A 14,249-nucleotide genomic window follows, 5' to 3' on the forward strand; every position below is an offset into this window, starting at 1 on the left:
CAGTTATGCCTGATGACCATAGCGAGTTGGTCCCACCCCTTCCCATCCCGAACAGGACCGTGAAACGACTCTGCGCCAATGATAGTGCTGCAACCAGTGTGAAAGTAGGTTATCGTCAGGCTGTTATTCCTAAAACCCCCGCTACTTAACTAGCGGGGGTTTTTTTATGCCCTATCCGGTTCCGCACATCTTGCTCGGCAGCGGGCACGGCTGATCGGCTTGTGGTGCGGATGAGTTCTTTACGATCTTTGCAGACTGCTCAGCTGAATTGTTCACATACTTTTGAACTGAGTTTCACCGTTTATAAACTGTAGTGGGCTAAAGAAACTAGCGCGACATCTTTTTGCCGGTTCATCTTATCCAGAGATGGTCGCTTATTCGATTCTATTAGGTATTACAACAAATCCAATCACTCAGGATTGCCTCACTTCAATTTTCACTGACCAGCTTTCTTGTTAGAGCAATCGCTAACTTTATTGAGTACGGTGAATAAACTACGCTATTATTTTGCTGCATCGGCATCGAGATGAGTCATGCTGGTTTGACTTCCTTTCTTTTATTTCAATAGCGTGATTTTTTTAAAAGTGAGTCATGATTCCTTGGCTTGATCAAAACAGTCCTTTCCCAAATGTTGACACCGCGTTGACGGCCCAAGACGGATTGGCGGGATTGTTGGCGGCGGGGGCTGACTTATCGCCACAGAGATTGTTGGATGCATATCGCCATGGGATTTTTCCGTGGTACTCGGACGATCAGCCGATTTTGTGGTGGTCTACTGACCCACGCATGGTTCTTTTTCTGGACAACTTCAAACTTTCTAAAAGTCTGAAAAAGACGCTCCGAAAATTCCAAAAAGACGATTCGATTGAATTTATATTCGATAAAAGCTTTCAATCGGTGATGCAAAATTGCGCGATGCCAAGAGCAAATCCGGGTGAAGCTAACTCGGGAACGTGGATTTCAGACGATATAATTCTGGCCTATACGAAGTTACACCAATTGGGTTTTGCCCATTCGTCCGAGGTGTGGGTCAACGGCGAATTGGTAGGAGGCGTTTATGGAGTTTGTATCGGAAAAATGTTTTACGGCGAGTCGATGTTTTCACGTGTGACAGACGGTTCAAAGATGGCGCTGGCGCACTTGGTTCATTTTTTACGTATGCATGACGTGAAGCTCATCGATTGCCAGCAAGAGACCGGACATTTGGCTTCACTAGGCGCCACGCCAATTCCACGGGCAGAGTTTATTCGTTGGATTCAACAGGCAACTAAATTGCCGCCAATCTTGGAGTGGAAAACATGCGGCGCGGGAGTTTGATGTGACACAGTTGAATGATTTGCCGATCAAGGCGATTCAATTTTATGCGACGGCTCCGTATAGCTGTAGCTACTTGAGCGATCGTTCCGCGCGTTCGCAGGTGGCAACGCCGCCGCAGTTTATTGATGCCAAAGCCTATTCCGTCTTGGTAAAAAATGGCTTTCGTCGCAGCGGGGAATTTACCTACCGGCCTTATTGCGATGATTGTCGTGCTTGCATCCCGGTGCGTGTTTTGGTCAATCAATTTACCCCAAATCGCAGTCAGCGACGCTCTTTGGCGCAACACGCTTCGTTAGTCACAAGGGTCTGCGATTTAAGTTATATACCCGAACACTATGAACTTTATCAACGCTACCAACAATCGCGTCATTCGGGCGGCGGCATGGATCACGACAGTCGCGAGCAATACATGCAATTCCTACTGCAAAGCCGGGTTGAGTCGCGCTTAGTTGAGTTCAGAGACCAGAATAAGGTCCTCAAAATGGTCAGTCTGATTGATATTTTGGATGACGGTTTTTCGTCGGTGTACACCTTTTATGAACCAGAACAAGGCACTTCCTACGGTACCTACAACGTGTTGTGGCAAATAGAGCAAGTAAAAAAAGTCGGCTTACCTTATCTGTATCTTGGTTATTGGATTAAAGAAAGCCGTAAAATGTCATATAAATCTAATTTTCGGCCTTTCGAAGCGTTAAACGAGGATAGCTGGGCCTTAGTTGATTACATCAACAATTCATAAATCTCTCCTAAACTTCTCCGTATCCGATTTACTTCATCTATAAACCAAACCAGCCCGAGCTGGAAATAGCCTATGTCCACAAAACTTTTATACGCCTGCGCGCGCCCATTTTTATTCTCTATGGATCCAGAGGGCGCTCACAATCTGACTTTGCCTTTATTAAAAGATGTCGCCTCGCTAGGTTTGACCAAATTAATTTGCCGACCCGACGCCGATCGCCGTCAGGTAATGGGCATCACGTTTCCCAACCCGGTTGGCTTGGCTGCAGGCTTAGATAAAGATGGTGCGTATATTGATGGACTGGCCGCGTTGGGTTTTGGCTCGATTGAAATTGGAACTGTCACTCCGCGGGCGCAAGCGGGCAATCCCAAGCCGCGCATGTTTCGCTTACCGCAAGCGCAGGCGATTATTAATCGCATGGGATTCAATAATGGCGGTGTGGATGCATTTGTGGCCAATGTTCAACGTTCCAAGTTTTATCAGGATAAGTTGGGCGTGCTCGGTTTAAATATTGGTAAGAATGCCGACACCCCGATTGAACGTGCGGCGGACGACTATTTGCATTGCTTGGGAAAAGTCTATCCGTACGCGAGCTATGTGACGGTCAATATTTCTTCTCCCAATACAAAAAATCTTCGTCAATTGCAAGGCGCGAGCGAGTTGGATGAATTGTTGGCTAAGCTCAAAGATGCACAACAGCGTTTAGCCGATCAACATAAGCGCTATGTTCCGTTGGCGTTGAAAATCGCGCCCGATATGGATGTTGAGCAGATCAAAATGATTGCCGACAAATTATTGCAACACAAAATTGACGCCGTTATCGCCACCAATACCACCTTGAGTAGAGATGCGGTTGCGGGATTAAATCACGCGCAAGAAGCTGGTGGTTTGTCTGGCGCACCGGTGTTTGAATTATCGAACGCAGTTATCCGTGGCTTGAAGGCTGAACTTGGTGACGCGATTCCCATTATCGGTGTTGGTGGAATTTTGTCTGGGGAAGATGCGCAGGCCAAAATCAACGCTGGCGCGCAACTGGTGCAGTTATATTCGGGGCTTATTTATCAAGGACCAGCCTTGATTCGTGAATGCGCAGAAGCCTTAAAACGCAAGTAAAAGCGCCATCACGCGTGATCTCAACCTTGCTTTAACTGCGTTTCGGCGTCTTTTTTCTCGGGAAAGACGCCGGACTGAACTCTTCAATCATGTCGCGGAATTCGGCGACGTCTTCAAAACTCTTGTACACGGACGCGAAGCGGATGTAGGCGATTTTGTCGAGCTTCTTTAATTCATGCATCACCAATTCGCCAATCTTCACCGACAAAATTTCACGCTCACCGCTGGCCAATAAACGCTCTTCAATATGCTCAATCGCGCTATCAATGGCGGGTGCGGAAACTGGGCGCTTGCGCAATGCCAGCATCAAGCTAGCGCGCAATTTGGTCGAATCATAATCGCAGCGACTACCGTTTTTTTTCACGATATACGGCATCGCCAATTCGATGCGCTCGTAAGTTGTGAAGCGTTTTTCGCACTTATTGCACCGACGCCGACGTCGAATCGCATCACCTTCTTCGGAGACGCGCGTATCGAGCACTTGGGTATCGTCGTTATGGCAAAAAGGGCATTTCATTGGCTAGCCTGATTTAAAAAGTGCTGCGTTTGTTATTCAACAAAAACGCAGCACTGGGTCCGACATTTGACTTACTAATTTTACTGACTAACTACACCTCGTACACTGGATGGGCATCGGTCAATTTTTTCACTTCTGCTTTGACTCGCTCGATCGTGGCAGCATCTTCTGGGTTGTCCAACACGTCTGCGATCAAGTGACCAACCTTAGCGGCATCTGCTTCGGTAAATCCGCGGGTTGTCATTGCAGGGCTACCTAAACGGATGCCAGAAGTCACGAATGGTTTTTCCGGGTCGTTAGGAATCGAGTTTTTGTTACAGGTAATGTGTGCGGTGCCTAACAATGCTTCGGCGGCTTTACCGGTAATATTTTTGGAGCGCAAATCGACTAACATCACGTGCGATTCGGTGCGACCAGAAATAATACGCAAGCCGCGTTCGATCAGAGCTTTTGCTAAGGCATCGGCATTCTTCACAACTTGCGCTTGATAAGCTTTGAATTCTGGTGACAACGCTTCTTTAAACGCCACGGCTTTACCGGCGATGACGTGCATCAAAGGACCGCCTTGCAAGCCTGGGAAGATGGCCGAATTAATGATTTTTTCGTGTTCCGCTTTCATCAAAATGATACCGCCGCGTGGGCCGCGCAACGATTTGTGCGTGGTCGATGTGACGAAATCGGCGAACGGCACTGGATTGGGATACACGCCAGCGGCAATCAAGCCAGCGTAGTGCGCCATATCGACCATGAAGTACGCGCCGACTTCTTTGGCGATTTTCGCGAAGCGTTCGAAGTCGATGCGCAACGAATAGGCCGATGCGCCAGCGATGATGAGTTTTGGTTTGGTCTCGCGCGCTAATTTTTCCATCGCGTCGTAGTCGATTTCTTCTTTGGCGTTCAGACCATAGGAAACAACGTTAAACCATTTGCCAGACATATTGAGCGGCATACCGTGAGTCAAGTGACCGCCTTCGGCCAAGGACATGCCCATGATGGTGTCGCCTGGTTTTAACACGGCAAAAAACACACCTTGGTTGGCTTGGGAGCCAGAATTCGGTTGCACGTTGGCAGCTTCTGCGCCAAACAATTGCTTCAAACGATCAATCGCTAATTGCTCCACCACGTCCACGTGTTCGCAACCACCGTAGTAACGCTTGCCCGGATAGCCTTCGGCGTATTTATTGGTCAACTGCGAGCCTTGCGCTTGCATCACGGCTGGCGAAGTGTAGTTTTCGGATGCGATCAATTCAATGTGTTCTTGTTGACGCACATTCTCACGTTGGATCGTGGCGAAAAGTTCTGGATCGATATTTTCTAAAGTGTGATTTTTGCTAAACATTGTTTTTCCTAGCGATGAAGGATAAGTCCGATATCGTTGATGGCTGCGTTGTTGATGAAATGAGAGGCAAATTATACAGACAGGCAGCCGACGACGTTCTTACCATATTGGCTACCCAGGCGCACGGCTTTGGACATGATTTCAGCAAACGTGTAACTGATGAAAAAATGCTCAAATAAAATCTCACGCTTCCCGATGGAACTCCATCTTGCGCTAAACCTTGGTAAAAGCTTAACGACTTCGCCAGTTGCGTGAGACGAAATGGTCGGCAGATTCTACGCGATGCCCACTATTTCAGCAAGTTTTGCGGCTCTTTTTGCCCCGATTTTCCGAGGATAAATACTTGAATTGTCTGAAAATAATATACTGCGGGTTGGATTGCATCGCTAAACAGCCACAACAGGCCTTTGGGCTGGTTAAATTAATATAAAACAACTGAAAACCAATAGGAAATAGACATGATCGTACTAATTACAGGAGCAAGTTCAGGATTTGGCGCAGCAATGGCGCGCGTTTTTGTTAAGGGTGGACATAAAGTGATTGCCGCCGCGCGACGGGCTGAAAAATTGGCCCAACTGCATACCGAATTGGGCGATGCCTTATTACCGATTACCTTGGATGTGACCCAAGTCGACACCATCCCAACAATGTTAGCGGCGTTGCCAAGCGACTGGCAAAACATCGATGTGCTGATCAATAACGCTGGATTAGCGTTAGGCGTTTTGCCCGCGCAGAAGGCGTCGTTAGAGGATTGGGATACCATGATTGCCACCAATAATCGCGGGTTGGTGCACATGACGCGCGCTGTATTGCCGGGCATGGTTGAGCGTAAAAGCGGCTTGGTAATCAATCTGGGTTCTATCGCGGGCACGTATGCATATCCCGGTGGAAATGTATACGGTGCAAGCAAAGCCTTTGTTGATCACTTCACCCTCAATTTACGCTCTGACTTGGCCGGAACTGGCGTGCGTGCGACCAATATTGCGCCGGGCTTGTGTGGTGGCACTGAGTTCTCGCAAGTGCGTTACCGTGGCGACGAAGAACTCGCCGCCAAAGTCTATCAAGGCACGCAGCCATTGACCGCCGAAGATATCGCTGAAACCGCCTACTGGATTGCTACATTGCCCAAACACGTGAATGTGAACAATATTGAATTAATGCCGGTTTGCCAAAGTATTGCTGGACTGGCGATCCACCGCGAAAGCTAAAATACCGTCAGATTAAAAATTCGAGCGGCATTGTCTTTCACTCAGGCAACGCCGCTCATTTATTTCTCGGCAAAGGCACCCTAGTTAAGTATAAAACCAGCTATTTTGCTGGATAGAAATACGATAAAATGCCCCGTTCTTGTTGATTTGGAAAAACACCTGTGACTCAAGCTGCTCAGTTTTCTTGGCCTATCCGCATTTATTACGAAGACACCGACGCGGGCGGCATTGTGTATTACGCCAATTACCTTAAGTTTTTTGAGCGCGCCCGCACCGAATGGCTGCGTCACGCGGGTATTAATCAACAACTGATGGCCGAGCAACAAAAAGCGATGTTTGTCGTTAAATCAACCTCCATGGATTACCATTCGCCCGCTAAATTGGACGACCAACTGCGTATTACCGTGGCGGTAGAAAAGCTGGGCAAAGCGTCGATTTTGTTCACCCAAGAAGGGTGGCGCGGCGATCAACGCTTAGCCAGCGGGTCGATCAAAGTAGGCTGTGTGGATTGCGAGCTGGTTCGTCCCTGTGCAATTCCGCCCAATGTTGTACAACAAGTCCAAGCACAGTATTTTCCGGTCAATGCATAGCTGTTTAATCAATTTATCTCACCTTCCTTAAAGTTAGTTTCCAGAACATGATGACTGTCACTCAAGACCTTTCCTTTATTACGCTCATTACGAATGCTTCAATCATCGTTCAGATTGTTATGGCGATGCTGTTATGTGTTTCTCTGATGAGTTGGAATTACATCTTCCGCAAGCGCTTTGCGATTAACAAAGCCCGCAAACAAACCGAAAGTTTTGAACGTGAATTTTGGTCCGGCGGCAGCTTGCAAGAACTGTATAAATCATTGGAGTCGCGTCGCGCCAAAAGTGGAGCGTTAGAGCGTATTTTTGGTGCTGGTATGAGTGAATTTCATAAAAGCCGCGCCAGTGGTCAAAGCGCAGATAATGCGGCCATGCTGGATGGCGCGCGCCGTGCAATGCGTGCTGCTTACCAACGTGAAATGGACGCGCTTGATTCGCATTTATCGTTCCTAGCTTCGGTGGGCTCGGTGTCGCCTTACGTCGGTTTGTTCGGAACGGTGTGGGGAATTATGAATGCGTTCCGCGGTTTGGCTAACGTGCAGCAAGCCACGTTAGCGGCGGTTGCGCCGGGGATTGCGGAAGCCTTGATTGCCACGGCGATTGGTTTGTTTGCGGCGATTCCAGCGCTGGTCGCATATAACTCCTGCACCCACGACATCGATCGTTTATCGATTCGTTTCGAGAGTTTTGTCGAAGAATTTTCGAATATTTTGCAACGTCAAGGACGCTAAGTATTATGGCAGTCAGCATGCGTAGCGGTCGCACCCGCAAATTAAAATTTGAAATTAACGTGGTTCCCTATATCGACGTGATGTTGGTGCTGGTAGTGATTTTGATGGTAGCTGCGCCAATGACCAACCCAAGTGTGGTCAATTTACCCAACGCAGGGCCATCAAAACAAGCGCCAACAGATTATTTAGAAATCGCGATCAAACCAGATGGCACGGCCACCGTCGGCAAGCACAGCGCAGGCAAGCCCGAAAAAACCTTGAGCCACGCGGATTTGCTGGAGCGTTTGCAGCATCTGCACGAAACCGAACCGGATTTGCCGCTGTTGATCGCGGCAGACAAAGAGATCAAATACGATGAAGTCATGCAAATGATTGCAGGAGCAAAGAAATTAGGTATCACACGAGTAGGTTTAGCCACTAAATGAAATTGACACCTTGGGTGATTCTCGCGCTCGTTGTGGGCGCGAGCTTATCAGCACAGACACAACAAGCAGCGCCTGCAGAGCAGCTTGTGCCAGTCGAAAAGTCAACCCAAGAATTGCCTAACGAAGCCGTGCAGTCGAATAAAGGTTCAACTCCAATTCCGACTCCATCCCCAGCTTCAGCCTCAACACAAGAATTAGCCCCGCAAGCGCCCCAAGAAACGCCGGCCGAAACCCAAGCCGCCGATGAACCAGAAGTCGCATTGGTGACGGATTTTGAATTGCTCGATAATCACAATGTGGACGAGAAAATTCACGATTTGCTGATTAAATATGTTTCTGTGTTTAATCGTCCCAAAGAAAAAATTACTCCCTCCGAAGCGCGTTTGCTGCGCTTTTCAGTCAGAAAAGAAATCGGCGACATCCTAGCGACAGAAGGCTATTTCAGCCCGACGATAGGTTTTGAAGCTGTGACCGAAAAAGACAGCGCAAAGGTAAAGATTAAGCTCGACTTAGGAGCGCCAACCAAAATCAGTTCGGCCCAAATTCGTTTCATCGGCAGCGCGGTCACGCCTGAATTGCAAAGCAAAATTCGCCAAAGTTGGGGCTTGCCGGTGAATGCAGTTTTTCGTGATGACGATTGGACTCGCGCTAAGAGTCACGCCTTGGAGTCGCTAACCGAACGCAGCTATCCCGCCGCTAAGATCGCCAATAGCGAAGCCGTGATTCAAGACCTGCAAGCTGATCTGGCTATCGATTTGGATAGCGGCCCGATTTTTTATATGGGGCAATTGCATGTGCAGGGGCTGAGTTTATATAAGCCGTGGCTGCTGGAACGCTATCACCCACCGAAGCCCGGCGACGCCTACGATAGGCAAAAATTACTCGACTTTCAGCGCGAATTACAAAATTCGCCGTACTTTTCTTCCGTGACCGTCAGCGTTGATCCTGATCCAGCGGTTGCCGCTGCGGTGCCCGTTGAAGTGCTGCTCACCGAGCGCAACGAATACGATGTTGGCCTAGGTGCTGGATATAGCTCGAATACCCGCGCACGCGGCGAAGTGTCATTTCGTGATCGAAATTTTTATGACGCGGCCTATGATTTACGTAGTGTCATTCGGATTGAGCAATTGCGCCAAGTTGGTTATACCGATATCTATCTTCCGCCGCGCCGAAGTGGCTATTTGGATTCGTTTGGCGTGTTATTTGATCGCTCTGATATTTCCGGCTTATTAACCGCGACGACTTCATTTGGCGCAAAACGCGTTATTACCGAGGGTGCACTTGAGCGTCGCATCGGCTTATCGTTTGTGTACGAAGACAGCACGGTCAATGGCGGTGACCAAGTGTTGGCTAAAGCTTTGGTCGGCTCCTTAGGTTGGACTTGGCGGCGAGTCAATAACACCTTCGATCCACGCCAAGGCAGCATTTTGCAACTCGACGTGAGCGGCGCCACCAAGGCGCTGTTGTCCGACCAAAATTTTGTGCGCCTATATGGTAAATACCAATATTGGATTCCCATCGGCGCGCGCGACGTGATTATTTTGCGTACCGAAGCGGGTTATGTCGCGTCCCCAAGTAGCGATGGCATTCCTGAAGATTATTTATTCCGCGCCGGTGGCTCCGGTAGCGTGCGGGGTTATTCCTATCAAAGCCTTGGTGTAAAACAAGACAACGGTGTGGTGGGCGGACGGATACTTTCCACGGCAACGGCGGAATACGTGCATTGGTTAAAAGAAAACTGGGGCGTTGCTGCCTTTGTTGATGTGGGCGACGCGGCCGATAAGGTTTCAGCGCTGGACCTTAAACAAGGTTTCGGCCTGGGCGGACGTTACAAAACGCCGGCTGGTCCGATTGCGATTGATTTGGCGTATGGTCGTCAGGTTAAGCGCTTTCGTTTAGATTTTTCTATTGGGATTGCGTTTTAAATCATGGTTAGTCCCAACTCCACCCAAAACAGCGCCAGCGCACAAGCTCCCAAGCCGATTGCGCACAATGCGCGTTATCGGCTGTTGAAAACGCTGCTCGGCGTTGTCGCTGCTTTGCTATTGGTTGTGGTGATCGGCGCTTACTGGGTGCTTGGTACCGCATCAGGCGCGAGAACGGTTTTGGGATTAATTAGCCAATCAGCCGGGGTTCAATTTTCGGGCATCTCGGGAAGCTTTACTCAACAATTAAGCATCCAACATATTGACCTGCATACTGCCAAGCTCGATTTGCAAGCCGACGATATTAGCCTGCAATGGCGCTTGTCCGAACTCTGGCAACACCGATTACACCTCGATTTTTTGCGGGTGAATAATCTTAAATTAGCTACTCCCGCCGGAGATGGCAAGCCTGCTACCTTGCCTAAATCACTGCAATTACCCGCAATGATTAAATCGATTCAAGCTGATCAACTGTCGGTAAATCGCTTTGAGTTAAGCACCTTAGAGCCGGACGGCAAACACAGCAATCCGCTGCAATTTGAGGCCCTGTCCGCGCAAGCCTCTATAGACTCATCCAGCTACCGAGTAACCTTATCGGGCACAACTCCGTGGGGTAATGCGAATGCTAAAACTGAGCTCGCCAGCGCAGCTCCATTTAATCTGACGACCCAATTAGATTGGCAAGGTTTGGCGCTCAATCAAGATGGACTCATGCTGCCGGTCAGCTCCGCGCATGCTGATCTGAGCGGCAATTTAAGCCGAATTGTGGTGCAAGCCAATCTCAGGGTCAGTGAATTGACAGCGGTTAATCCAATTAACTCAAAGAGCGCTGGCGCAAGCAAATCCCTGCCGAGTTCGACTTCTGCAAACGGAACTATCCATGCCATTATCACGCCGTTTGCGCCTTTGCCTCTGGAGGTTTTGCAGTTTGATCTGCGCGATCTCAATCCAGCAACTTTTTATGCTGATGCGCCCAAAGCCTTGCTTGGATTGGTGGGCGATTTTAAATTGCTTGGCACCGGTGCCGCGCCTGAATTACAGGGCGACTTTTCGGCGAGCAATGCACGTTCCGGTCCATGGAATTTAGGCGCGATTCCTGTTGCCGCCTTAAAAACCAAACTCGCTATTTCAGCACACCAAATCACGTGGCAATCGGCAGTTATCGAATTAGGCGGAGGCGCTTCGGCGAACAGTTCGGGAAGCTATATTTTTCCGGCCAAATCAGAAACCACAAAAACACTAGAAACCTCAGCAACCCAATCAGGGCATGTGCTACCCAGCGTGAACGCATTGCTCAGTGTGGTGAACCTGGATTTATTGCAGTTGGATGGACGGCTGAAAAAAACTCAGCTTAGCGGCAAAGCCGACGTTGCATCCACTAAAGCAGGTATGCAAATTAAATTGGATTTGACGGAAAACCAAGCCCGCTTCGGTGCCAATTTAGTTGCTCAGGCGGCGTTAAGTCAGGATTTGAAAATTGATCTTAAGCAGTTTTCGTTATCCTCTAACGACGCCAAGTTATCCGTCAAGGGCAAATTTGATTTGCAAGGTAAGCAAGCCTTTGAATTGGTGGGCGAGGCGCAAAACTTCAATCCTGCGCGTTGGATTGATGTACCTGCTGGACGTATCGGCAGTCACTTCTCTGTGGCAGGGCAGTTGCAGCAAGGCTGGTTGGTGGATGCCAAAGTGGCCGAGCTATCCGGTCAATTTGCTGGTTTGAATCTGCAAGGGGAGTCGGACGCGGTGGCGCAAGAAGGCCAATTGCTTTCGATTAAAAAGTTGGAATTCAACTGGGGTAAGAATCATCTTTCTGCTTCGGGAAACTGGCAGTTAGGGGCGTTGAATAAGTCCAAAGCGAACGCAGTTTCCCATTCAGAAAAGTTGCAATTATCGATTGCGATTCCCAATTTATCGGGCTTGAGCAAACCGTTTCAAAAACTCGTGCCAGTGGAACTATCTGGTGCCATTTTTGTGGATGCCGTTTTGTCGGGTAACGCAGCGCAACCGAGTGGAACGTTAGCGATAAAAGCGACCAAGTTGGCTATTCCGAATCGCGTATTACTCGACAATTTGCAGGCTTCATTAGGTTTGGCTGAGGGAACGCAAGGTCGGTTTGAAGGCAATGTCGACATAACTGGATTGGTTCTCGGTCGAGCCGAGATTGATCCCGATACGGGCGAAAGTACCGCGTTCTCCATCGATCAAATTAAAGCAAACTTATCCGGCGTGCGCCATGCGCATCAACTTACCCTGCTCGCTAATCTGCCGCAACAGCAGCAAGTGGCGTTGCAAGCCAGTGGCGATTTGCATGAGGCGACCAATGCTAATTTAGCCAATCACAATGGAATCCAATGGCAAGGCCAAATCGCGCAATTTAATTTAACTGGTCCGCTGGATTTTCATTTAGACCAGCCATTCGCACTGCAGGTGTCATCGAATTCTGCCCAGATTGGCGCGGCGAGTTGGCAGGGTAAATTAGGCCAGCTTAAAGTTGGGCAATTGATCTGGTCGGATGGAACGATCAAAACTGCGGGAAGCTTCCAAGGTTTGCCAGTCGTTACTGCGCTGCGACTTTGGCGCAAAGATTTGCCGCTGACCGGCAAACTGATGATTGACGCTGCGTGGCATTTGGATTTGAGTGATCGTGCTACGGGTGAACTTGAAATCAAGCGTAGCAGCGGCGATTTATCGGTGCGCGATCTGACCAGTGGGCATGTTCAATCGCTGGCGTTAGGATTGCAGAATGTGCTACTCAAAGCCACAGTGGGTGATCCGGATGCCGTTTCAGGCGTGCGTCAAATTGGGAAAACTAGCATCCTATCGAATACCCAGCGCGAGCCGATTCATATTCAATTACTGGCGCAGGGTAAGCAACTCGGTAGTATTGAGGCGCAGTTTAATTCCATGTTGAACAAGACCGCGCAAGGTTGGGAATTTCCGCACGATGCGCCCTTATCCGGAACCGCGGATATGAGCATTCAGGATATTCAATTTTTAAGTCAACTTGCTGGTTCCGGCGTGGCGTTGCGCGGCAAATTAAATGCCCACGGAAAGCTAATGGGCAGCTTGGATAAGCCCGATTACGCGGCGCAGGTTACTGGACAAGATTTACAAGTTTCGCTCACGGACATCGGCGTGTTGCTACCCAATGGAACATTAGACGCGAGCTTGGATAGTCAGTTGTTTAAATTGACTAGCCTTAAATTCTCGCAAGCGATTAAGAATCCGCCTAAGCACGATAACTTAACCAATCTTGCGTGGCTCAAAGAAATCGGGGTCGTTGAATCAAGCGGGGCGATTAATTGGCAAACAAAGCTGGGCGCGATCAATACCAATTGGCAGCGTTTCCCATTTATCCAAAATCCCGATTCGTGGATGGTGGCCTCAGGCGACGTGCTGCTTGGCACGACTAGCCAATCATGGAATGTGACCGGCCAGTTGAACGTGGATGCGGCTTATTTTTCGGTTCCCAAAGATGCCGCGCCAAGGCTTTCCAGTGATGTTGTAGTGCTGAAAAAGAACGCGAAGAAAAGCACCGAGAAACCTGGTGCTATGCAATCGAATCTGGATTTCAGTATTCGAACGGGCAAAAATTTTGTGTTCGTTGGGCGCGGTTTGGATACTAGTTTGGACGGCGACATTCGCCTGCGCAGTAAAAACAGCAGCTCGATCCAAGCCACTGGTTCGATTCAAACAGTCGGTGGAAATTACGAAGGCTACGGACAAAAGCTAGCAATCGAGCGCGGGATTATTAATTTCCAAGGCGCGCCAGATAACCCAGGTCTTAACGTGCGCGCCATGCGCCGCGGATTGCCGGTCGAAGCAGGGGTGGAAGTAATTGGGACTGTCGCCAAGCCTGAGGTGCGTTTAATTTCCGAACCCAATGTGCCCGATTCGGATAAATTGTCTTGGATGGTTTTGGGGCGTGGCTCGGATCAAATGGCAGGTTCAGAAGCAGCATTATTGATGAGCGCCGCGGGGGCGATTTTTGGTGGGGATAGCAGCAGTAGCATGCCGCGCGATATTGCTCATACCTTGGGATTGGATGATATTTCGCTCGGCACCACGAGCACCGCGCCGGGATCGCAATTGCCCGCCCAAACCGTTGCTGGCAGCATCGGCAATACCGTCTCAAGCGACCAAGTCTTTAGCGTTGGCAAGCACCTGACGCCCAATCTAGTGTTTTCGATTGAGCGCAGCCTCACTGACGCGACCAATGGAATTAAACTCACTTGGCAGCTTACAAGACGCTTTAGTTTGATCGGGCGCACTGGCAGTGATAACGCAATTGATGGACAATACACATTTTCTTTCGATTCAAATCGTAATTTGGTAAAGAAATAGC

Annotated in this window: 11 protein-coding genes, 1 rRNA gene and 1 riboswitch; of the genes, 10 read left to right on the forward strand and 2 right to left on the reverse strand. The window is 49.2% G+C overall.

Annotation, left to right across the window (positions count from 1 at the left end):
- Positions 1 to 8 precede the first annotated feature (8 nt).
- From rrf to E2I14_RS04160, 4 genes are all read left to right on the forward strand, one after another.
- Positions 9 to 121, forward strand: a 5S ribosomal RNA gene (rrf, locus tag E2I14_RS04145).
- Between the two features lie 470 nt (positions 122 to 591).
- Positions 592 to 1,317: a leucyl/phenylalanyl-tRNA--protein transferase gene (aat, locus tag E2I14_RS04150; protein ID WP_133325777.1), complete on the forward strand. Its 726-nt coding sequence runs from the start codon at positions 592 to 594 to the stop codon at positions 1,315 to 1,317.
- Position 1,318: 1 nt separating this feature from the next.
- Positions 1,319 to 2,056: an arginyltransferase gene (locus E2I14_RS04155; RefSeq protein WP_133325779.1), complete on the forward strand. Its 738-nt coding sequence runs from the start codon at positions 1,319 to 1,321 to the stop codon at positions 2,054 to 2,056.
- Positions 2,057 to 2,128: 72 nt separating this feature from the next.
- Positions 2,129 to 3,169: a quinone-dependent dihydroorotate dehydrogenase gene (locus E2I14_RS04160; protein ID WP_133325781.1), complete on the forward strand. Its 1,041-nt coding sequence runs from the start codon at positions 2,129 to 2,131 to the stop codon at positions 3,167 to 3,169.
- Positions 3,170 to 3,200: 31 nt separating this feature from the next.
- On the opposite strand, the gene nrdR is transcribed toward E2I14_RS04160, so the two are convergent.
- Positions 3,201 to 3,686 (reverse strand): transcriptional regulator NrdR, encoded by a 486-nt coding sequence (gene nrdR / locus E2I14_RS04165; protein WP_133325783.1) that lies wholly within the window; start codon positions 3,684 to 3,686, stop codon positions 3,201 to 3,203.
- Between the two features lie 91 nt (positions 3,687 to 3,777).
- Positions 3,778 to 5,025 (reverse strand): serine hydroxymethyltransferase, encoded by a 1,248-nt coding sequence (gene glyA, locus E2I14_RS04170; protein WP_133325785.1) that lies wholly within the window; start codon positions 5,023 to 5,025, stop codon positions 3,778 to 3,780.
- Between the two features lie 106 nt (positions 5,026 to 5,131).
- Positions 5,132 to 5,286, reverse strand: a riboswitch (ZMP/ZTP riboswitch).
- Between the two features lie 197 nt (positions 5,287 to 5,483).
- Between glyA and E2I14_RS04175 the strand changes: the two genes are divergently transcribed.
- From E2I14_RS04175 to E2I14_RS04200, 6 genes are all read left to right on the forward strand, one after another.
- Positions 5,484 to 6,233, forward strand: a complete 750-nt coding sequence (locus E2I14_RS04175; RefSeq protein WP_133325787.1) for an SDR family oxidoreductase — start codon at positions 5,484 to 5,486, stop codon at positions 6,231 to 6,233.
- Between the two features lie 161 nt (positions 6,234 to 6,394).
- A complete protein-coding gene (gene ybgC, locus E2I14_RS04180) occupies positions 6,395 to 6,823 on the forward strand; it encodes a tol-pal system-associated acyl-CoA thioesterase (protein WP_133325789.1) in 429 nt (142 codons plus the stop codon).
- A 50-nt stretch (positions 6,824 to 6,873) separates the two neighbouring features.
- Positions 6,874 to 7,554 (forward strand): protein TolQ, encoded by a 681-nt coding sequence (gene tolQ / locus E2I14_RS04185; protein WP_133327057.1) that lies wholly within the window; start codon positions 6,874 to 6,876, stop codon positions 7,552 to 7,554.
- Positions 7,555 to 7,571: 17 nt separating this feature from the next.
- Complete coding sequence (locus tag E2I14_RS04190) at positions 7,572 to 7,979, forward strand: ExbD/TolR family protein (RefSeq protein WP_227544586.1); 408 nt, start codon at positions 7,572 to 7,574, stop codon at positions 7,977 to 7,979.
- On the forward strand, positions 7,976 to 9,904 hold the full coding sequence (locus tag E2I14_RS04195; protein WP_133325793.1) for a BamA/TamA family outer membrane protein: 1,929 nt from the start codon (positions 7,976 to 7,978) through the stop codon (positions 9,902 to 9,904). The genes E2I14_RS04190 and E2I14_RS04195 overlap by 4 nt, the downstream gene beginning before the upstream one ends.
- 3 nt (positions 9,905 to 9,907) lie before the next feature.
- On the forward strand, positions 9,908 to 14,248 hold the full coding sequence (locus E2I14_RS04200) for a translocation/assembly module TamB domain-containing protein (RefSeq protein ID WP_133325795.1): 4,341 nt from the start codon (positions 9,908 to 9,910) through the stop codon (positions 14,246 to 14,248).
- Position 14,249 lies beyond the last annotated feature (1 nt).

It is taken from the genome of Sapientia aquatica, assembly GCF_004358105.1.
GTDB lineage: Bacteria > Pseudomonadota > Gammaproteobacteria > Burkholderiales > Burkholderiaceae_D > Solimicrobium > Solimicrobium aquaticum.